The following is a 19610-nucleotide window of genomic DNA, read 5'->3' on the forward strand; positions in this document are numbered from 1 at the left end:
GGATCGGGGCCTTTTGCGTTAAGCCTTGGTGATCGCCCCCTCACGCATGGGTACCGCCGAACATCGCTAGGCTAGGGGGAACGAAAGGGAGTCATGACCGCCGCCTCCGCGCACCGCAAGAAGCTTGTCCCCCGCGTGATTGTGCTCGCGCTGTTGCTATGGGTCATTCTCTGCGTCGCGCTCCCCGGCCCGGTCCCGATCCAGTTCGGGAATGCCGACGCCCCGGCCGCGGGCGGCGTCTCCAGCTGGTTTGTCGCCATCGTGATGGCCCTGATCATGTTGGTCACCGTCTGGGCCTTCCGCAGCGGACACGCGACCCGAACCCCGGATCAGCGACGCGGCGACCTGGCCGCCCTGCTGATTGCCCAGAGCCTGTTTGGGTATTCGCTGGTTGCGGCGGGGTCGATCCCCGCCGCCGATCTCCCGGTGTCCTGGCTGCCGCTGGCCGTGGCAATCGTCGCGGCCACCGCCGGGTACTTCATCACCCACCGCATCGTTGATCACAATCCGGAGATTGCCCCTTTCGAGTCGGCCGAATCGGGTTCATAATCGAATCAGCGCATAACGCGCATGATCGAGAGGACCAACGATGACCGTCTCCCTGAATCCCTATATTAATTTTCGCGGCGAGGGTCGCGCGGCACTCGAGTTCTACCATGGGATCCTCGGCGGTGAGCTGACCATCTCGACCTTCGGGGAGGCCGGCATGCCGGTGGACCCCGCGGATGCCGACCTGATCATGCACGGCATGATCGTCTCCCCCTCGGGGCTGACCCTGATGGTCTCCGACACCCCGAGCTATATGGAGCTCACCGTGGGTGACAACGTCTCGGTTTCGCTCTCGGGACCGGACGAGGCCGAACTGCGCGGCTACTGGGAGGGTCTGCTCCCCGGTGCCACCGTGCAGGCTCCGCTGGAAACCGCACCGTGGGGTGACACCTTCGGGATGCTGGTGGACTCGTTTGGAATCGGCTGGCTGGTCAACATCACCGCCAACTAGCACACAAAAAGCGGCCCATCCTCGGTGAGGATGGGCCGCTTTTTGTTGCTCGAACTACTTGATCGGAACCAGCACGCCCTGGTGTCCCTGACCGGCGATCACGGCGAGCTTACCCGCGTCGTCGTTGGGCACGATCAGTGCGATGTTTCCGGTCACCGACTGGCCCGGGGTCAGCGTCTCATCCAGGGTGAAGCGCGGCTCGGGGGCGTATCCGAAGGTGTCCTCCAGCGGGTAGAGCTCATCGGCGGAGGTGACGTACTGCACCGGGGCTTCGAGGAGGTTGCCCTCGCCGGTGCCGGTGTAGGTCACCGTGTAGTTCACCACGGCGTAGCTGTGGCCGTCGATCGGCTCGGCGTTGTCGGCGTCCGCCGCCAGCACCTCGGCGGTCTGGTTCGGGGTGAAGGAGTTGATCACGACGGTGTAGCCGTCGCCCACGATTGGGGTACCGATCGCACCAACCTCATCCGCGCTCTCGTCCACCTCGGTGGGCTCCGCGGAGGGCAGCAGCGAGGAGTTCGCCAGCGGACCCTCGCCCTTCTGGGCCTGCTCGATCAGGGTAGCGGTGAAGATCAGGCCGATCACCAGGAGGACAGCGCTGATGATGACGCCGACGGCTCCCAGGATCAGACCGGTCAGCGCAAATGCCTTGGGCTGACGCTTGACCAGCGCAATGATGCCGAAGACCACGGCGATGATACCGAGCAGGATGCTCAGCGGCGGCAGGAACACGAAGACGACGGCAACGATACCCAGCACCAGGGCGGTGATCGCCAGACCCCGGCTGGAGGCGGGAACGGATGCGGGCTCAAAGGGGGCTTGCGGCTGCGGGGCAACCGGAAGCTGCTCAGGCTGTCCAGGATATTCAGAGTTAGTCATGATAAGGCCAACAATAGCGTGAGTTATTTTCTCGCTCCGAATCCAGCCCCACCCCCCTTTCGGGGTGAATGGGGGTTACCGTGCGAGCGGCGTCACCTACCCCACGCAAAAGGAGGGCCCCATCGGGACCCTCCTTCGCTCGGCAGCGCCGTATTACTTGATGGCAACAAATACCGGGTCGGTCAGCAGTCCGGCACGAACCCGAAGGACTCCCTCATCGCCATCCGGGAAGGCGAGTGCGGTGTTCCCGGTGGCACTGGCTCCGGCAAACAGTTCCTCAAAACCGATGGCGGGCTCGGGTGCCACGACAAGCTGGCTGGTCGCATCCACGACGTTTCCGGCGGAGGTCACGTAGTCAATGGATACGAGCCCCGCGTTACCCGAATCGGCCCCGGTGTAGGTCACGGTGTAGTTGATGACCGCGTAGCTGCTGCCGGCCGCGGGGGCCTCGTTGAAGGGGTTTGCCGCGAGAACAGCGTCATTCTGGCCCAGGGTCACCGAGTTGATGACGACGGTGTATTCCTTACCCTCGATGGTGGTGCCCAGCGCGATCGGGTTTTCCCGGGTACCCAGGGTGTCATCGCCGGCCTCTTCGCCTTCGGTCTGGACGTTGACTCCGGTCTCCTTCTGGACGGAATCGATCGCGGCACCCACAACCACACCGGCCAGGATGGTCACGATCAGCGAGGTGATCAGTCCGACGGCACCCAGGATCAGACCGGTCAGCGCGAACGCCTTCGACTGACGCTTCACCAGCGCAACGATTCCGAGGATGACGGCAACCGCACCCACGATGATGCCGGCGACCGGGAAGAACCCGATCAGAACGGCGACAATACCCACCACGAGCGCGGCCACCGCGAGGCCCTTAGCCGTGGTCGGAGCCACGGGAGGAACGGGTGCCGGCGCGATCGGCGGCTGAGGTGCAGAATTTACAGGAGATTCAAAGTTAGACATAATTAAACAAACGTTATACGTTGAATCGTCTGGCCGCCACTCGACAGTCGCCCCCGTTCGGGGGCTTCGTCGCGTCGGAGGAGGTACGGGCACGAGTCATCGCTGCCGCGGCGGCTATTCCGCGGGAACTATCCCTCGGTCATCACCAGTCGCGCCTCGGCCGGGGTCGCGGCCGCGAGCGCCCGGGAGGCCAGCAATCTCGCGTGTTCCAGGGTGTGCTGGCGCAGCTCGGTTCGTACGTCCGCGAGCGCCTCGGGGGCCATCGACAGCGATGTGACGCCGAGTCCCACCAGGATGACCGCGAGCAGCGGGTCCCCCGCCGCTTCCCCGCACACCCCCACGGGCTTGCCCGACTGTCCGCCGGCGTCCCCGATCATCCGGATCAGGCGCAGCACCGCCGGATGCCAGGGATCCTGGTACTCGGCCAGCGCGCCCAGCTGCCGATCGGCGGCGAGGGTGTACTGGGTAAGGTCGTTGGTCCCAATCGAGACGAAGTCGGCGATGCCCAGGATCTGCGCGGCCAGCAGGGCGGCCGAGGGCACCTCGGCCATGACCCCCGCGGTGCCGAGTCCCAGCTCGCGAGCCAGCAGCACAAACCTGGCGGTTTCGGCGGCATCGGCGATCATCGGGGCCATCACCCGCACGTCCGCACGGCAGCTGTCGGCGGCGATGGCGAGCGCCCGCAGCTGATCGCGCAGGATCGAATCATCTCCCCGGAACGCGCGCAGCCCGCGCATGCCCAGGGCGGGGTTGGGTTCGGCGGCATCCACCGGGAGGAATGCGAGCGGCTTATCGGCACCGGCGTCCAGGGTGCGTACGATGACCCGACGGCCGGGGAACTCCTCGAAGATCCGCTGGTAGTGCTCCACCTGCTCGGCGATACTCGGGGCGCGGTCGGCATCCAGGAACAGGAGTTCGGTTCGCAGCAGCCCCACGCCCTCGGCACCGAGTTCGCGGGCGGCCTGGGCCTCATCGGCCCGGGTCAGGTTGGCCAGGAGCGGAATCGGGGTGTCATCGGCGAGGGTTCCGGGGCCCACCGGGACCTTGGAGCGGCGACGTCCCAGCCGGCGGCGAGCGGTCTGCACATCCTCGGGGGTCGGATCGATCGTGACGGTACCCTCGGCCGCATCCAGCAGCACCTCGGCCCCGTCCACCAGCGCGTCCACATCGCCCACCCCGACCACGGCAACCAGGGCCTTGGCCCGCGCGAGGATCGCCGTATGCGAGGTGGGGCCGCCGCCGCTGGTGATCAGCCCGAGGACGCGCTCCAGGTCGAGGCCCACGGTGTCGGCCGGGGCCAGATCGTGGGCCACCAGGATAAAGGGGGTATCCGAGTCGGGGATGCCCGGCACCGGAACCCCGCGCAGGTGCGCGATCGTGCGCTGGGAGAGGTCCCCCAGGTCGGAGGCACGCTCGGCCATGTAGCCGCCCATCGAGAGCAGCATCTGTTGGAACGTGTGGAATGCCTCAAAGATCGCGCGCTCGGCGGTTTTCTGGGCGGCGATTCGGGAGCGCACATCGGTCAGCAGCGAGGGATCCTGCGCCATCTGAGCCTGAGCCTCCAGCACCGCCCGCGCCTCGCCGGTGGTGTGCTCGGCGTGCTGGGAGAGATCATGGGCGGTCTCGCGCAGCGCAGCCTCGGCCCGGGACGACTCCCAGGCCGCCGTGTTGCTGCGCGGACGATCCGAGGGCTCGGGCAACGGTTCGGGCATACGCAGGACCGGTCCGGTGACCACACCGCGACCAACACCCACCCCCTGCACCCGCACCCGGTTCCCTTCGTTCGCCCGCTATCTAGGGTTCAGCCTAGGCCAGGTCCGAGCCGGGCGCACATTCGAAGGAGGAATCCCGCGGCGTTCCCCGGAAATCTCCCCACCCGATCACGCCCCCATTACAGTAGGGGCATGAGCAGTCGACCCCGCAGCGCCTCCCGAGGCCAACGCCTGGCCGAAAAGAATGCCCGGAAGGCCGCGCTGAAGCGTGAGGCCTCCTTCTCGGAATCGATCCGCAACAGCGATAACGCGCTGGTTCAGCGCTTCGAAAAGCCGCTGGAGCGCGCGGGCGAGGCCGTGGACACGGTGACGCGCACCCGGGTGGTCCGCACGGTCATGCGCTACAACGAGGCCGACGGCAACCTGCTGTCCTCGGGCATGAGCTTCCAGGCGGTATTTGCGGTGTTCGCCGCGCTGTATGTGGGGTTCGCGGTCGCGGGACTGTGGCTGATCGGCAACGATGAGCTGTTCAAGAACCTCGTCCACATCATCAATAACGCGGTACCCGGGCTGATCGGCACCGACGGCGGCAGTGGCATCATCAAGGAGGATCAGATCCTCACCATCGCCCGCGTCAATGTGTTCGGGTGGACCGGTGCGATCGCGCTGGTCGGTTTGCTCTTCACCGCGATCGCCTGGCTCTCCTCGACCCGGCAGGCCCTGCGCTCGATCTTCCATCTCCCCCGCGCCGAGGGTAACTTCTTTCTCCAGAAGGCCAAGGACCTGGGGCTCGCGCTGGCCTTCGGGGTGCTGCTGGTGCTCTCGGCCGCGGCGAATATGCTCTCGACCCAGGCGGTGACCTGGGTGCTCGGTCTGATCGGAATCTCCGATGAGTCATTCTGGGGGCGCGCCAGCGTCTCGCTGATCGGTCTGGTTGCCGGTCTGCTGCTGAACTTCATCACCCTGTCGGCGCTGTATCGGGTGCTCGCCCGCATCCCGATTCCGCTGCCCGACCTCTTCATGGGGTCCTTCTTCGGAGCCCTGGCGCTGACCGCGCTGAGTGTGGCCGGTGGTGCGGTGCTGGGTGGGGCCAGCCGAAACCCGCTGTTGGCCACGTTTGCGGTGTTTATCGGTCTGCTGATCTGGTTCAACTTCGTCTGTCGGGTGATCCTGATCGCCGGGGCCTGGATCGCCGAGGGCCTGGAACGCAAGGGTGTGGTCCTGATCGAGCAGAGCGAGCGCGAGCGCCTCGAGGATCTGGCCGATGCCCGCGAACTGATCGCGCGCACGACCTTTGACGAGGCGGTGGCCGCGGCCCGGGCGGCGCGGGGACCGGCGAAACTGGTGGCCAGGGCCCGTGCCGAGCGGGCGCGTAAGGAACTGCGGACCCTGCGGGCCGAGCGCCGGGGTCGCTAGTTTTTCGCGGTCGCATACAATCGGGGAATTACGCCCCGGAGTGTCGCCGGTACCCGGTAAACTGAGGCCATGTCTGCCAACCCATTACGCGTTATTTCGGTCAACGTCAACGGCATCCGCGCCGCCTACCGCAAGGGTATGGGCGAGTGGCTGGAAAACTCCGGTGCCGACATTGTGGCCCTTCAGGAGGTTCGCGCCGGCGACGCCGACGTGCACAAGCTGGTGGGCGAGGGCTGGCACATCCTGCACGATGAGGCCGCGGCCAAGGGTCGCGCCGGTGTTGCACTGCTCAGCCGGATCGCCCCCGTCGCCTCGCGCGCGGGCCTGGGCGGCGAGGAAACCGACAGCACCGGACGCTGGCTCGAGGGCGACTACGACTGGCACGGCACCCCGGTTACCGTGGTGTCCACCTACGTGCACTCGGGCGAGGTCGATACCCCGCGTCAGGTATCCAAGTACGCCTTCCTGGAGGCGATGCTGGTGCGTCTGGCCGAGCTCTCGGCCCAGACCTCGCACGCCGTCGTGGTGGGTGACCTCAACGTGGGTCACCGCGAGCTCGACATCAAAAACTGGAAGGGCAACCAGAAAAACGCCGGCTTCCTGCCGCAGGAGCGCTCCTACTTCGACCGTTTCTTCGGGGCCGCGGGCACCGAGGTCACCGGCGTGGACGGCGTCACCGGTCCGGGCATCGGCCTGATGGATGTCGGTCGCGCGTTCGCCGGCGAGGTCCCCGGTCCCTACACCTGGTGGTCCTACCGCGGTCAGGCCTTCGATAACGACGCCGGATGGCGCATCGACTACCACATGGCAACGCCCGCGCTGGCTGCCACCGTTACCTCCTATGCGGTCGAGCGGGCCGCTGCGTACGACGAGCGATGGTCCGACCACGCGCCCGTCACCGTCGTCTACGCACTCTAATCTCGCTCAATTTTTAAGGATTTATCATGACCAACCCCCGCCTGTACTCCGGCATGCAGCCCTCCGCCGATTCGCTCCAGCTCGGCAACTTCCTGGGTGCGCTCTCGCCGTGGAAGCGCCTGCAGGAAACCCACGACGCCTTCTTCTCGGTGGTCGACCTGCACGCGATCACCGTGCCCCAGGACCCGACCACGCTGCGGGAGAAGATCCGCCGCACCGCCGCGCAGTACATCGCCGGTGGCATCTCCCCGGATAAGTCCACCCTGTACGTGCAGTCGCATGTGCCCGCCCACACCGAGCTGGCCTGGATCCTCAACACCCTCACCGGCTTTGGCGAGGCCGGCCGGATGACCCAGTTCAAGGACAAGTCCAGCCGCTACGGTTCCGATGCCACCAGCGTGGGCCTGTTTGCCTACCCGGTGCTGATGGCCGCCGACATCCTGCTGTACCAGACCGAGGTGGTGCCGGTGGGCGATGACCAGCGCCAGCACGTCGAGCTGACCCGCAACCTCGCCGAGCGCTTCAACTCGCGCTTCGGCGAGACCTTCACCATCCCCACCGCCCACATCGGTGGCAACGAGGCGCGCATCTACGACCTGCAGAACCCCACCTCGAAGATGTCGAAGTCCGGGGAGTCCCCGGCGGGCATCATCTGGGTGCTGGATGACCCCAAGGTCAACGCCAAGAAGATCATGCGCGCGGTGACCGACGCCGACGGTGTGGTGGCCTTCGATCGGGAAAACAAGCCCGGCGTCTCCAACATGCTGAGCATCTACTCGGGCCTGTCGGGGCGCACCGTCGAGGACATCACCGCGGCCTACGATGGCCAGGGCTATGGTGCATTCAAGAAGGACCTCGCCGAGCTGGTGGCCGACACCCTGGGCCCGGTGCGTGAGCACGCCAACGAGCTGATGGCCGACCCGGCCGAGCTCGACCGCCTGCTCGCCCGCAACGCCGAGCGCGCCAGCGAGGTGGCCGAGGCTACCCTCGACACCGTGTACGACCGCATCGGCCTGCTGCGCCGCGCGCGCTAAACGCCACACCCATACGCAGACACCCGGGCCGTTTGGTCCGGGTGTCTGTGCGTCGGGGCCGAGTCGCGACGCTTCGCTCGGGGCGATCGGTCCAGGCGGGCGGCTAAGCTCCCGCGCGCAGGATCGCGCGGCCCGCGGTGCGCAGCTGGGTCTCGATCTGCTCGGGGGTGTCCAGGTAGCCGGCAAACATTGCACCGTCCCTGAGCATCAGGAGCTGGCGGGCGACCGGTTCGGCGGGCGCGATGCCCAGGGCGCGAACCGCGTCGGCGAGGGTACCCAGGAGCCAGTCCCGGTGGGTCAGCACGGCCCGACGGATCGGGTGCTCGGGTTCGGCATATTCGGCCGCGGCGTTCAGGAACACGCAGCCGCGGAAACCCGGGCGGCAGCTCTCGACCCCGATCACTCGGGCGAAGCCGGAGAGGAAAAGTTCGGCCTGCTCGGCCGTGAGGATGCGCACGGGTAGCTCTTCGGGGCCGCGGCTTTCGATGTCCGATCCTTCGGGGGCAAACAGGCGGGCCACCGATTCCTGGGCGCGCGTGGACTCGGCATCCAGGTAGGCGACGATCAGGTCGTCCTTGGTGGGAAAGTGCCGGTAGAAGGTGACCTTGGTGATGCCGGCGGCGGCGATGATCCGGTCCGCGCTCACCGCGCGGTATCCGAGCGCGGGAAAGAGTGCGCCGGCAGCATCGAGGATGCGCTGGCGCGCTCCGATCCGCACCGGAGCGGTTACCGTCTCGGCCTTCCGAGCCGTCTCGGTGTGTGTTGCGGAGTTCTCGGCCGTCGCGTCGGTCTCGGCGTTCGTCGCGGAGGACTCCGAGACGGTCGTGCCTCGCGCCTGTACCTGCGTCATGTGTGCTCCCATGCCGAACGGTTCCTGAATCGAAACCGAGAATCTGATGTTGGACTTGCGTGTTGCCGAGTCCTGTTCCAGTATAGATCTTGTAGGTAGAGTGACTAGTTCGTCTACCTAGGAATTTTCCGAGAATCCCCGTCAGAAGGACACAGATTATGAGCGAAACCCTGTACACCGCCGTAGCCACCTCGACCGGCAACGGCCGCGCCGGGGGCCACGTCGTCTCCAGCGACGGCAACCTCGACCTGGTCCTGGCGATCCCCACCGAGATGGGCGGCCGTGGCGGCGGAACCAACCCCGAGCAGCTCTTCGCCGCCGGCTGGTCGGCCTGCTTCCACTCCGCACTCAAGGCCGTGGCCGCCGCCGAGAAGATCACCCTGACCGACTCGGCCGTGGTGGCCGACATTTCGATCTTCCCCAACGGTCAGGGTGGATACGACCTCGGCGCCAGCCTCCACGTGGAAATCGCGGACATCGAGCAGGCCGAGGCCGAGCGCCTCGTGGGTCTTGCGCACCAGGTGTGCCCGTACTCCAACGCCACCCGCGGCAACATCAAGGTCGAGATCGAGACCGTCGTCGCCTAACGCCCTCCCCCAGGCATTACGGGCACCCGAGACACTCTCGGGTGCCCGTTTTTTGATACCCGGAACGACATTTTTCGGTGCGCCGAAATTAACCTGCTAGTGTGAGCGCATGACCTCCGTAGCACCCGCCTCCACTCGTCCAACCCGCGCCCCCGAACGTCGACTCCTGGGTCTCCTCGGCCCCGCCTTCGTGGCGGCCATCGCCTATGTGGATCCGGGGAACGTCGCGGCCAACCTCTCCGCGGGCGCGGGCTACGGCTACCTGCTGGTCTGGGTTCTGGTGCTGGCCAACGTCATGGCCGTGCTCGTGCAGTACCTCTCGGCCAAGCTCGGCCTGGTCACCGGCAAGAGCCTGCCAGAGCTGCTGGGACAGCGCATGCCGCGCGCCGGCCGCCTGGCCTACTGGGTACAGGCCGAGGTCATCGCCGCGGCCACCGACCTGGCGGAGGTGATCGGCGGCGCCATCGCGCTGAACCTGCTGTTTGGGACGCCGCTGCTGCTCGGCGGGATCATCGTCGGCGCGGTCTCGATGGCGCTCCTGGCGATCCAGTCGCGCCGCGGCCAGCGTCCGTTTGAGTTTGTCATTCTGGGCATGCTGGTGATCATCACCATCGGCTTTGTGGGCGGCCTGTTCTTCTCCCCACTGGACTGGGGTGGCGTGGCCGGCGGACTGGTTCCGCGCTTCGAGGGCACCGAGACGGTCCTGCTGGCGGCGAGCATGCTGGGAGCCACGGTCATGCCGCACGCGATCTACGTCCACTCGGCCCTCGCCCGCGACCGCCACGGCGTGAGCACTAACCCCGGCCGAATCCGCCTCCTCCTCAAGGCCACCCGGTGGGACGTGGGCCTCGCGCTCGTGCTGGCCGGGGGCGTGAACATCGCCATGCTGCTCCTTGCCGCCTCGGCCCTCCCCGGCGTCGCGGGCACCGACACCATCGAGGGCGCTCATGCGGCCATCACCGCGGCCCTCGGCCCGGTGATCGGAGTGGTCTTCGCCGTGGGACTACTCGCCTCGGGCCTCGCCTCCACCTCGGTGGGATGCTACGCGGGGGCCACGATCATGGACGGCCTGCTGCACGTACGCATCCCGCTCCTGGTACGCCGCGTCATCACCATCATCCCCGCACTGATCGTGCTGGGTGTGGGTTTTGACCCCACGCTGGCACTGGTCCTCAGCCAGGTCCTGCTCTCGGTGGGCATTCCCTTTGCCCTGATTCCGCTGGCCTACCTCACCGCCAAGCGCTCGCTGATGGGCGAGTTCGTGAACCGACTCCCGATGCGCATCATCACGGCGATCGTGGTGGCCGCCATCGTCCTCCTCAACATCGCGCTGATCTACCTCACCCTCACGGGCGCGGCCTGATTCCAGATTCCGATTTTACTTAAATATACGTAATATTGATAACTTGGATGCATGACCTCCCCTCATGACACCCCAACCCCCTCCTATGAGGCCCGCCTCGCGGCACTCGAAGCCGCGGTCTTCGGTGACGCCGAGAACCCACCCACCCACGCGCAGCCGGCCGGGCCGCTGTGGGCCCTCGACTTCATGCGCGATTCCCTCCCCGATGTTTCCGCGGTATTCCTGGCCGGCCGCATCGTTCCCGGCGAGGCCGACCGGGCCGCCGGCGCAAACCCGCTGGAATGGCAGTACGGCCTGGAAACCGAGCACGTCCTCGACATGCCCTGGACCGAGCCGAGCATCGCCGACTCGTTTGCCGCGCTGGCCAACCCCATCCGCCTGCGCTTCCTGCAGGAGATCCTGCTGGGCACGGACACCGTGGCCGAGCTGGCCCAGCTTGAGGGCGTGGGCACCAGCGGGCAGGTGTACCACCACCTCTCCCAGCTCCAGTCGGCCGGCTGGCTGCGGCAGACGGTGCGGGGACACTACGGCGTCCCGCACGCCCGGGTGATCGCGCTGTATGCGATGATCATCGCCACCGGAGGTGTCTCGTGAATCGACAGGGAATCATCGCGCTCGGCACGGGCGTGGCCGCGCTGCTGATCGGGTCGCTCGCGCTACCCAACGTCCTCGCCCCCTCCACCGAGAAGACCGGCGATCAGGCACTCGCCGCCCGCCTCTCCGAGCTGGCGGCGGAGAGCACCGAGGGTCAGTATCACCACCTTTCGGCGGCGATCATCACCCCCGAAGGCACCACCTTTGCCGGACTCGGTGCGGATGAGAATACCGAAATGGAGATCGGCTCGGTCACCAAGACGATGACCTCGCTGCTCCTGGCCCAGGCTGTCCAGTCGGGTGCCGTGACCCTGGATGATCGGGCGGGTGATCACCTCCCGCTGGGCGATCAGCCCTTCACCCTGGAGGATCTGGCTACCCACCGCTCGGGCCTGCCCCGTATCGATCTGTCCGGGGGCAATATCGCCAACCTGCTCTGGAGCCAGGTGCACGCGAGCGACCCGTACTCGCTGAGCGTGGACGAGCTCGCGGCGGTCGTCCGCGAGGCACCGCTCGAAAAACCCGGAACCGTCTCGTACTCCAACATGGGTGTGGGCACGCTCGGTCAGGCGGTGGCCGCGGCGCAGGGCCTCTCCTACCGAGACCTCCTGCAGCGCGACGTGTTCGACCGCCTCGGCATGACCGCCAGCAGCCTCCCGGTCACCCCCGATAATCTTGGGCCCGATGCCCGCGGCGGATATACCGAAACCGGACGTCCGGCCAAGCCGTGGACGGTGGGGGCCGAGGCACCCTCGGGTGGCGCACGCTCCACCGCCACCGACATGGCGCGCTATGCCCGCGCGCTGCTCACCGATGATGCGGCGCTGGGGATTCCGGCCGCCACGGTCCTGGACCCCCGCCACGAGGTGGGCGAGGGTGCGGACATCGGACTCGCCTGGTTTGTTACCCAGGATGAGGGCCGCACCATCACCTGGCACAACGGCGGAACCGGTGGGCACCGTACCTTCCTCGTCCTCGACCGCGAGGCACGGAAGGCCGTCTATGTGATCGGTGACACCACCGCCTCGGTGGATGGTATCGGTCTGGCCCTGCTGCGCGAGGAGAACAACTCATGAACCTGTTTATGCCCATCCTGGGTGCCGTCCTGCTGGTCCCGTTCCTGATTGCCGGAATCCCCGGGCGCCGCCCCTCGAAGCGGAGGGCCACCAAGCCGCCGCGCAGCCGTGATCGACTGAGCCTGATCAGTGGTGCCGTGGGCATCCTGGTGATCCTGGTCCTGGTTCGCCAGATGGGAACCTGGACCCCGGAAACCCTGTGGTCCTGGTTCGCGCTGGTCGCCCTGGCGGCCCTGGCACTCGCGGGCATGGCCTTCCGCGGATATTCCCGGCCGTGGATTCGTCCGGATCGCCCCGCGCCCGTTCGGATCGGGGTCACCGGCGTCATCGCGCTGATCGGTGCCGTGGTGGTGGGCACGCTGACCCTCTAGCGGTTAGTCCCGCGGGAAAATCGCTCCGCGAGGGCACTCTACCCGGAGAAACCCGCCCCGTGGAGATTACCAACCGGGAAGTACCCCGCTAGGAGAGCGCCCCCGAAGCCCGGCTTCGGGGGTTCTTTCGTACCCGGCGCACAATGCGGTCCAGGGTCCAGGCGACCAGGGTGAGCACGTGCAGAAGGACCAGCAGCACGATCCAGATGACCTTCTCCGAGGTTCGCATCTGGCGATCATTCGCGGTGACCACGATGGCGTACACCCAGTACCCAAACAGCGCGAGTACACCCAGCAGAACCGGCAGATGCCAGCCAATCAGCAGATTAGACACGGTGTTCCCCCACTCCCCCTCGGCACATCCGAGTAGCTACACCCTAGCGAGATCCACGCCCCGGTGCCAGAAAAAACCGCCGCCCCCACTGGAATCCAGTGGGGGCGGCGGCAGGAGACAACTCGCGAACTAGTTCACGTCCTCGTCAACCCAGTCGAAGGTCTTGGTGACGGCCTTCTTCCAGTTGCGGTACAGGCGGTCGCGCTCGCCCTTGTCCATGCTCGGCTCCCAGCGCTTGTCTTCCTGCCAGTTCTTGGCCAGGTCGTCGGTGTCCTTCCAGAATCCGACGGCCAGACCCGCGGCGTAGGCGGCACCCAGCGCGGTGGTCTCGGCGACCACCGGACGGACTACCGGGACACCCAGGATGTCGGCCTGGAACTGCAGCAGCAGGTCGTTGGCGGTTGCGCCACCGTCCACGCGCAGCTCGGTCAGGTCCACACCGGCGTCGGCGTTCACGGCGTCCAGGACCTCGGCGGTCTGGTAGGCGATGGCCTCCAGCGCGGCGCGGGCGATGTGACCCTTGTTCACGAAGCGGGTCAGACCCACCAGTGCACCACGGGCATCCGAACGCCAGTACGGAGCGAACAGACCCGAGAAGGCGGGGACGAAGTAGGCGCCACCGTTGTCCTCCACGCCACGAGCCAGTTCCTCGACCTCGGCGGCCGAGGAGATCAGACCCAGGTTGTCGCGCAGCCACTGCACCAGCGAACCGGTCACGGCGATCGATCCCTCGAGCGCGTAGTGGGTGGGCTGGTCACCGATCTTGTACCCGATGGTGGTCAGCAGACCGTTCTCCGAGTGGATGATGTCCTCACCGGTGTTGAAGATGAGGAAGTTACCGGTGCCGTAGGTGTTCTTGGCCTCACCCTTGTCGAAGGCTGCCTGACCGAAGGTCGCGGCCTGCTGGTCGCCCAGGATACCGGCGATCGGGGTCTCGCGCAGCAGCGAGTGGCTGTCGGCGTGACCGTAGACCTCGGAGGAGGACTTCACGGTCGGCAGCAGCGACTTGGGCACATCGAAGGCGGCGAGGATCTCGTCGTCCCACTCGAGGGTCTCCAGGTTGAGGAACAGGGTACGCGAGGCGTTGGTCACGTCGGTGACGTGCACACCGCCCTCGACGCCACCGGTCAGGTTCCACAGCACCCAGGTGTCGGTGGTTCCAAAGAGCAGGTCGCCGGCCTCGGCACGCTCTCGAGCGCCCTCGACGTTTTCCAGGATCCAGACGATCTTGGTACCGGAGAAGTAGGTGGCCAGGGGCAGACCCACGGTCTTCTTGAAGCGCTCCACGCCGCCGTCGGCCGCCAGGCGGTCCACGATGTCCTGGGTGCGGGTGTCCTGCCACACGATGGCGTTGTAGACGGGCTCACCGGTGTTCTTGTCCCAGATGACCGCGGTCTCGCGCTGGTTGGTGATACCGATCGCCGCGATGTCGTGGCGGGTCAGGTTGGCCTTGGACAGCGCCTGTCCGATGGCCTCACGGGTGTTGTTCCAAATCTCGTTCGGGTCGTGCTCAACCCAACCAGCCTTGGGGAAAATCTGCTCGTGCTCAAGCTGTCCGGTCGAGACGATGCTCCCGGAGTGGTCAAAAACAATCGCACGCGACGAGGTGGTTCCCTGGTCAATCGCGATGACGTAGTCAGCCATGTGCTTAACTCCTTATTTCAAAAACTGCGGTGTCTGTGAGGGGGGAATACTACGAGGGTGGCACGGGCGGATGCATGTTTACCGTGCATCCGCCCGGACCGAGGTGTTAAGTTAGGCTCCGACGATCGGGAGCAGTACCGGAGAGAGCACACCGGCCAGGACACCACCGATGATCGGACCCACAACGGGAACCCAGGCGTAGCCCCAGTCGCTGGAACCCTTGCCCTTGATCGGCAGGATGGCGTGGGCGATACGCGGACCGAGGTCACGTGCGGGGTTGATGGCGTAGCCGGTGGGGCCACCCAGCGAGGCACCGATACCCACAACCAGGAAGGCAACGGGCAGTGCGCCCACGGCTGCCAGACCACCGGTTTCACCCTGGTGGTTGAAGCCGAGGATCACGATGACCAGCACGAAGGTCGCGATGATCTCGGTGATGAGGTTCCAGGTGTAGGAGCGGATCTCCGGGCCGGTCGAGAAGACGCCGAGCTTGACGCCCTTGTCCTCGGTGGCGTCGAAGTGCTTCTTGTACGCCAGGTACATGAAGATCGAACCGATAATGGCACCGATCAACTGACCGGCAAAGTAGGTGAATGTCGCTCCGACGCTGACCGGCACGTGCGGTGCGTAGTTCTCAGCACCGGAGGTAAGAATACCCAGCGTCACCGCGGGGTTCAGGTGTGCACCCGAGTTGAATGCAACGATCACACCGGCGAAGACCGCGAGGCCCCAACCGAAGTTGATCATCAGGGTGCCGCCGCCCAGGCCCTTGGACTTGGCCAGCAACACGTTTGCAACTACACCCCCACCAAGCAGGGTGAGCATTCCCGTACCGAAAGCTTCGGAGAGAAAGACCGTTCCTAAAGATACGTCCACGTTGACCTTCCTTTTCTGTTTCGTGGCGACCCCTGGTCGCCGCGTTGGTGTGTGAGTCCCGGATCGGAGCCGCCACCGACTCTCGTCGGTGGCGACCCCTAAGCCCGGACTGAGCGAACCCTAGGCGCTCACCGGAGTCTTCCCGCCAGCGCGGGAATCGGTGATGCCGTGAGCCCAGCTCAGGTATTCTGCGGCCCGAGCGATTTCTCGTTCGGTCGCCTCGGTGTCCCAGCCCAGTGACGACGCAATGGCCTCGGCCACTTCGACGAGGACCGCGTGCGAGCTCCGACCGGTGAAGGCCAGGCTCGTGCGGCGCTGGATGACATCAAGCAGGGTGACCACGCGCTCTTCGGTGGCCAAAATGGTGAGCTCCTCGGCGCTGTAGTCCGGGGCGGTGGCGAGCATGTGCTCTTTCGCCGGGAGCTGAGCGATGAGGGCGGCGGCACGGGTGCCGTAGCGCTCAAGCAGTGCGTCGGCACGCTTGTCGGAGACCAGGCCGCGGTTGGCGGATACCCAGCGGGCGCGGGCTGCGTCGTCGCGGGGGTAGTCCTTACCGCCACCGATCGCCATTCCGGCGGTGGATACCTTGCGCTCGAGACCCAGGACCTTCAGCACGTCGCCGGAGAGGTGCTCGGCCAGGGCGCGGAACGTGGTCCACTTTCCACCGACGAGGCTCAGCAGCGGGGTCTTACCCACGGCGGTCTCGACGATGCGGTAGTCGCGGGAAACGAAGCCGGGCTGGGTGTCACCGTGACCGGGCAGCGGACGGATGCCGCTGAAGCGGTAGATGATCTGCGAGCGGTCCACCGAGATCTGGGGGAAGACGTGCTTGACCAGGTCGAAGAAGTAGTCCACCTCTTCCTCGGTGCAGACGGCAGCTTCACGCGGGTCGGCGTTGATGTCGGTGGTACCGACCATGACCTTGCCCTTGAGCGGGTAGATCAGCACGATGCGGCCATCGTTGTGCTCAAAGAAGATCTCGCGGCCACCGGTGGCGGCGAGCAGCTCGTCGTTTTCCAGCACGATGTGCGAACCCTTGGTGCCACCCATGTAGGTGGTCGGGGTGCCGAAGGCACCGTTGGTGAGGTCGGTCCAGGGACCGGAGGTGTTCACCACGACGTCGGCGGTGAAGTCGAACTCCTCGCCGCTGACGCGGTCGCGCAGGGTGATCGCACCGGACTCGGTGGATCCCACGGCCTCAACATAGTTGACGGCACGGGCGTGGTCGCCGGCGGCCAGACCATCGTGCATTACGTCGAGGGCCAGACGCTCGGGGTCGTGCATCGAGGCGTCAAAGTAGGTGGCGGTGTACTTGAGACCCGGGTTGAGCTGCGGCAGCTCGGCGAGGGTCTTCTTCTTGCCCAGGAAGCGGTGACGCGGAACCGAGCCGCCATCACGGGAGAAGGAGTCATACATGATGAGCCCCATCTTGATGAGCGCGGCACCGCGCTCCTTCGGCTTGCCCTGCTTGTGGGTCAGGAAGCGCATCGGAGCGGAGACCATGCCCGAGAAGGTCGAGAAGATCGGCACGGTGGTGGGCAGCGGCTTGACGTAGTGCGGGGCGATCTTGATCAGGGAGTTGCGCTCCTGAACCGATTCCTGCACGAGTCGGAACTCGCCGTTCTCCAGGTAGCGAATGCCACCGTGGATCATGTGGCTCGAGGCGGCCGAAGCGCCCGAGCAGAAGTCGTTACGCTCGATCAGGGTCACGTTGACTCCCTGAAGGGCGAGGTCGCGGAAGGTGGCAATCCCGTTAATACCGGCACCGATAATCAGTACGTTGGCTCGCGGCTCTGCGCGGACAGCCTCTACCGTGGTGCGAGCGGTGCCCGGGTTCCCTACCTGATCCTGCATGGTGTTACCCCTTTTCGAAACTTTCGATTTCCCCCGGCAGCGGCATCCCCGCCGTCGGTTCTTTCCGATTGTGACCCACCTGCACAAAACGCGCAAAGCCGATGCACGAATGTGCACGAGCCTGATAACACATGTTCTTGGATCACAACTTAGTAGCCGTCATGCGCTTTGCATAGGGGTTTTCCGCATCGTTACGCGGAGCGTCATATATCAATCGTGCTCCATTCACCCGGACACTCCCCTCTCGGTGTCCCCCAAAAATGGTTCCCCGATGCGCCAAAGAAACATTTAAAAAACACACATCTACCCAATCTTGGTGCACAATTTCTCAGCAACCGTTATCCAGATGAACGGCGGGTAAACGGCGCTGTGGCCCCGTAAACAAGCGGATGTTCGAGAACTCTCGACGTTCGCAGCCCGCACTCACCGTGGCGGACGGCAAGCCGAAAACTACCGATTTTGGGTCAAAAAGAGCGCGCGAAGGTGCAAGATATGCCCGTTCCCGCATTCATCACCCGCTACGCACGATGTCCCCCATCCATCCGCGAGACGCACCGGTTGTCGGAACCTCGGAGAATTACGCCCCTCCAAACCCCGAGACGGAGCCTCGGCGCGCGCTCACGGGAAAAAATGGTTAAGCTCGGAGGTGAAGTCTTGCGACGGTGAACTCGGCGATCCCGTACCACCACGCGGGCCCGCACATCACACCCGCAATACATCCGCCACCTGACCGGCCCCACTGGCGGCCGCACGGCGCAAGGAGTTTTACCAATGTCGGTTCCCGAATCGTTTTCCCTCAGTGGGAAAACTCGTGACGCCCTAACCGCCGCGCAGCTCTACTATCTGCAGGACCTGACCATGGATGCGATCGCCGCCGAGCTGCACACCTCGCGCTCGAGCGTCTCGCGTCTGCTGGGCCATGCCCGCGAGACCGGCCTGGTGGAAATCCAGGTCCGCTCCCCGCTGGACGCCCCGCGTCAGCTGGAAAACGACATTCGTCAGCAGTTCGGCGTGGTCGCCCACGTGGTTTCGGTCCCCGACCAGATCAGCGACGTGGACCGCCTGGACCGCGTCGCCCTCTATGCCGCCCGGATCCTCGGCGGCTTCTTCGACTCCAACATGTCGATGGGTGTGGCCTGGGGTTCCACCATGAGCGCGGTCTCCCGCAACCTCTCCTCCAAGCCCACCCACAACTCCCTCATCGTGCAGCTCAACGGTGCCGCCAACCCGCGCACCACGGGTATCGCCTATGCCAGCGAGATCCTGCAGCGCTTCGGCGCGGCCTTTGGCGCGGCGATCCAGCAGTTCCCGGTGCCCGCCGTGTTCGACGACCCCAACACCAAGACCGCGATGTGGCGCGAGCGCAGCGTGAGCCGGGTGGTCGAGCGTCAGAACGCACTGGACATCGCGGTCTTCGGTCTCGGCTCGACCTACTCGGACGTCCCCAGCCACCTCTACGTCGCCGGCTACATCGATGACGCGGATCTCGCCGTGATGCGCGAGGACGGGGTCGTCGGAGACGTCGCCACCGTGTTCTACCGCGAGGATGGCAGCAGCGACAACATCGCCCTGAACTCCCGATCCTCGGGCCCCAGCCTCGATGTGCTGCGCGGCATCTCCCGCCGGGTCGGCGTCGTTTCCGGTGCCGGCAAGCTGCGCACCCTGCGCGGCGCGCTGGCCGCCGGCCTGATCACCGACCTGATCGTGGACGCCGGCACCGCGCGCCGCCTGGTCGATCAGGGCCCGCTGGACGCCTAGCCCGCTCCTCCATACAGACAGAGACGCTCCCCTCGACTTCGAGGGGAGCGTCTCTGCATGCGGCCACGGCGGCCCCGAGCGGCCGCCGGAAAAAAGTCTCGGTGTGTCGGAATACTTCCACCGGGCAGTGCGGTTGTCCTACGATAGATAACAAATAGTGCTCCGGGGTTGGTGAGAGTCCAAACCGGCGGTGAGAGTCCGCGAGCCCGTTCTTTTTCGGAAGGAGGGGTTGAGCCGGTGAAATTCCGGCACCGACGGTTATGGGTCCTGCGGGATTCGAGTCCGGATGAGAGGTAGCACACGCGGATTTGACGACCCTTCGTCGGGTGCGCGTAAATCGGTGACGCTCGCGTCGCCACCCTCCCGGAGTGCGCTCGAGAAAAGGCAACC

Annotated in this window: 19 protein-coding genes and 1 riboswitch; of the genes, 11 read left to right on the top strand and 8 right to left on the bottom strand. The window is 65.8% G+C overall.

Annotated elements, in window-relative coordinates:
• The first annotated feature begins 93 nt into the window (after positions 1-93).
• Both C7C57_RS13045 and C7C57_RS13050 read left to right on the top strand, forming a co-directional pair.
• A complete protein-coding gene (locus tag C7C57_RS13045) occupies positions 94-549 on the top strand; it encodes a hypothetical protein (protein ID WP_187976756.1) in 456 nt (151 codons plus the stop codon).
• Between the two features lie 40 nt (positions 550-589).
• Positions 590-1000, top strand: a complete 411-nt coding sequence (locus C7C57_RS13050; protein WP_030149045.1) for a VOC family protein — start codon at positions 590-592, stop codon at positions 998-1000.
• 54 nt (positions 1001-1054) lie between these two features.
• Here the strand turns inward: C7C57_RS13050 and C7C57_RS13055 are convergent, their stop codons facing one another.
• The 3 genes from C7C57_RS13055 to ptsP form a co-directional block, all read right to left on the bottom strand.
• Positions 1055-1876: a DUF4190 domain-containing protein gene (locus tag C7C57_RS13055; protein WP_187976757.1), complete on the bottom strand. Its 822-nt coding sequence runs from the start codon at positions 1874-1876 to the stop codon at positions 1055-1057.
• Positions 1877-2029: 153 nt separating this feature from the next.
• Complete coding sequence (locus C7C57_RS13060) at positions 2030-2764, bottom strand: DUF4190 domain-containing protein (protein WP_187976758.1); 735 nt, start codon at positions 2762-2764, stop codon at positions 2030-2032.
• Between the two features lie 197 nt (positions 2765-2961).
• Positions 2962-4602, bottom strand: coding sequence for a phosphoenolpyruvate--protein phosphotransferase (ptsP, locus tag C7C57_RS13065; RefSeq protein ID WP_187976759.1), 1641 nt, complete (start codon positions 4600-4602; stop codon positions 2962-2964).
• A gap of 135 nt (positions 4603-4737) precedes the next feature.
• Here ptsP and C7C57_RS13070 point away from each other — a divergent pair, with 135 nt between their 5' ends.
• The 3 genes from C7C57_RS13070 (at position 4738) to trpS (ending at position 7913) form a co-directional block, all read left to right on the top strand.
• On the top strand, positions 4738-5961 hold the full coding sequence (locus C7C57_RS13070; protein ID WP_187976760.1) for a YihY/virulence factor BrkB family protein: 1224 nt from the start codon (positions 4738-4740) through the stop codon (positions 5959-5961).
• 69 nt (positions 5962-6030) lie between these two features.
• Positions 6031-6879 (top strand): exodeoxyribonuclease III, encoded by an 849-nt coding sequence (locus tag C7C57_RS13075; protein WP_187976761.1) that lies wholly within the window; start codon positions 6031-6033, stop codon positions 6877-6879.
• A gap of 26 nt (positions 6880-6905) precedes the next feature.
• The gene (gene trpS / locus C7C57_RS13080; protein WP_187976762.1) at positions 6906-7913 is read left to right on the top strand and encodes a tryptophan--tRNA ligase; all 1008 of its coding nucleotides are present in this window, start codon (positions 6906-6908) and stop codon (positions 7911-7913) included.
• A 103-nt stretch (positions 7914-8016) separates the two neighbouring features.
• Here trpS and C7C57_RS13085 read toward each other — a convergent pair whose 3' ends face one another.
• Entirely contained in the window at positions 8017-8763 is a 747-nt protein-coding gene (locus C7C57_RS13085) for a TetR/AcrR family transcriptional regulator (RefSeq protein ID WP_223144755.1), read from the bottom strand.
• A 158-nt stretch (positions 8764-8921) separates the two neighbouring features.
• Here C7C57_RS13085 and C7C57_RS13090 point away from each other — a divergent pair, with 158 nt between their 5' ends.
• From C7C57_RS13090 to C7C57_RS13110, 5 genes are all read left to right on the top strand, one after another.
• Positions 8922-9350, top strand: a complete 429-nt coding sequence (locus C7C57_RS13090) for an organic hydroperoxide resistance protein (RefSeq protein ID WP_187976763.1) — start codon at positions 8922-8924, stop codon at positions 9348-9350.
• Positions 9351-9459: 109 nt separating this feature from the next.
• Positions 9460-10713, top strand: coding sequence for an Nramp family divalent metal transporter (locus tag C7C57_RS13095; protein ID WP_187976764.1), 1254 nt, complete (start codon positions 9460-9462; stop codon positions 10711-10713).
• Positions 10714-10764: 51 nt separating this feature from the next.
• A complete protein-coding gene (locus tag C7C57_RS13100) occupies positions 10765-11307 on the top strand; it encodes a helix-turn-helix transcriptional regulator (protein WP_223144756.1) in 543 nt (180 codons plus the stop codon).
• Positions 11304-12383, top strand: coding sequence for a serine hydrolase (locus C7C57_RS13105; RefSeq protein WP_187976765.1), 1080 nt, complete (start codon positions 11304-11306; stop codon positions 12381-12383). The genes C7C57_RS13100 and C7C57_RS13105 overlap by 4 nt, the downstream gene beginning before the upstream one ends.
• The gene (locus C7C57_RS13110; RefSeq protein WP_187976766.1) at positions 12380-12754 is read left to right on the top strand and encodes a hypothetical protein; all 375 of its coding nucleotides are present in this window, start codon (positions 12380-12382) and stop codon (positions 12752-12754) included. The genes C7C57_RS13105 and C7C57_RS13110 overlap by 4 nt, the downstream gene beginning before the upstream one ends.
• A gap of 88 nt (positions 12755-12842) precedes the next feature.
• On the opposite strand, the gene C7C57_RS13115 is transcribed toward C7C57_RS13110, so the two are convergent.
• The 4 genes from C7C57_RS13115 to C7C57_RS13130 all read right to left on the bottom strand — a co-directional run bounded on the left by C7C57_RS13115 (position 12843) and on the right by C7C57_RS13130 (position 17462).
• Positions 12843-13088 (bottom strand): PLDc N-terminal domain-containing protein, encoded by a 246-nt coding sequence (locus C7C57_RS13115; RefSeq protein ID WP_187976767.1) that lies wholly within the window; start codon positions 13086-13088, stop codon positions 12843-12845.
• Positions 13089-13217: 129 nt separating this feature from the next.
• Positions 13218-14732, bottom strand: a complete 1515-nt coding sequence (gene glpK / locus C7C57_RS13120) for a glycerol kinase GlpK (protein ID WP_030149055.1) — start codon at positions 14730-14732, stop codon at positions 13218-13220.
• 111 nt (positions 14733-14843) lie between these two features.
• Positions 14844-15557, bottom strand: a complete 714-nt coding sequence (locus C7C57_RS13125; protein WP_370581455.1) for an MIP/aquaporin family protein — start codon at positions 15555-15557, stop codon at positions 14844-14846.
• A gap of 171 nt (positions 15558-15728) precedes the next feature.
• Positions 15729-17462, bottom strand: coding sequence for a glycerol-3-phosphate dehydrogenase/oxidase (locus C7C57_RS13130; protein ID WP_187976769.1), 1734 nt, complete (start codon positions 17460-17462; stop codon positions 15729-15731).
• A gap of 771 nt (positions 17463-18233) precedes the next feature.
• On the opposite strand from C7C57_RS13130, the gene C7C57_RS13135 reads away from it, so the two are divergent.
• Positions 18234-19220: a sugar-binding transcriptional regulator gene (locus tag C7C57_RS13135; RefSeq protein ID WP_030149058.1), complete on the top strand. Its 987-nt coding sequence runs from the start codon at positions 18234-18236 to the stop codon at positions 19218-19220.
• 155 nt (positions 19221-19375) lie between these two features.
• Positions 19376-19522: riboswitch (FMN riboswitch) on the top strand.
• The last annotated feature ends 88 nt before the right edge of the window (positions 19523-19610 follow it).

Source organism: Mycetocola sp. JXN-3 (assembly GCF_014522285.1).
Lineage (GTDB): Bacteria > Actinomycetota > Actinomycetes > Actinomycetales > Microbacteriaceae > Mycetocola > Mycetocola saprophilus.

Bases quoted from the DNA above. Each gene is read 5' to 3' on its own strand.
- C7C57_RS13090 (WP_187976763.1), top strand. From the start codon at position 8,922: ATGAGCGAAACCCTGTACACCGCCGTAGCCACCTCGACCGGCAACGGC.
- C7C57_RS13070 (WP_187976760.1), top strand. From the start codon at position 4,738: ATGAGCAGTCGACCCCGCAGCGCCTCCCGAGGCCAACGCCTGGCCGAA.
- glpK (WP_030149055.1), bottom strand. From the start codon at position 14,732: ATGGCTGACTACGTCATCGCGATTGACCAGGGAACCACCTCGTCGCGT.
- C7C57_RS13055 (WP_187976757.1), bottom strand. From the start codon at position 1,876: ATGACTAACTCTGAATATCCTGGACAGCCTGAGCAGCTTCCGGTTGCC.
- C7C57_RS13085 (WP_223144755.1), bottom strand. From the start codon at position 8,763: ATGACGCAGGTACAGGCGCGAGGCACGACCGTCTCGGAGTCCTCCGCG.
- C7C57_RS13045 (WP_187976756.1), top strand. From the start codon at position 94: ATGACCGCCGCCTCCGCGCACCGCAAGAAGCTTGTCCCCCGCGTGATT.
- C7C57_RS13075 (WP_187976761.1), top strand. From the start codon at position 6,031: ATGTCTGCCAACCCATTACGCGTTATTTCGGTCAACGTCAACGGCATC.
- C7C57_RS13110 (WP_187976766.1), top strand. From the start codon at position 12,380: ATGAACCTGTTTATGCCCATCCTGGGTGCCGTCCTGCTGGTCCCGTTC.
- C7C57_RS13095 (WP_187976764.1), top strand. From the start codon at position 9,460: ATGACCTCCGTAGCACCCGCCTCCACTCGTCCAACCCGCGCCCCCGAA.
- C7C57_RS13050 (WP_030149045.1), top strand. From the start codon at position 590: ATGACCGTCTCCCTGAATCCCTATATTAATTTTCGCGGCGAGGGTCGC.
- C7C57_RS13125 (WP_370581455.1), bottom strand. From the start codon at position 15,557: ATGCTCACCCTGCTTGGTGGGGGTGTAGTTGCAAACGTGTTGCTGGCC.
- C7C57_RS13135 (WP_030149058.1), top strand. From the start codon at position 18,234: ATGTCGGTTCCCGAATCGTTTTCCCTCAGTGGGAAAACTCGTGACGCC.
- C7C57_RS13100 (WP_223144756.1), top strand. From the start codon at position 10,765: ATGACCTCCCCTCATGACACCCCAACCCCCTCCTATGAGGCCCGCCTC.
- trpS (WP_187976762.1), top strand. From the start codon at position 6,906: ATGACCAACCCCCGCCTGTACTCCGGCATGCAGCCCTCCGCCGATTCG.
- C7C57_RS13130 (WP_187976769.1), bottom strand. From the start codon at position 17,462: ATGCAGGATCAGGTAGGGAACCCGGGCACCGCTCGCACCACGGTAGAG.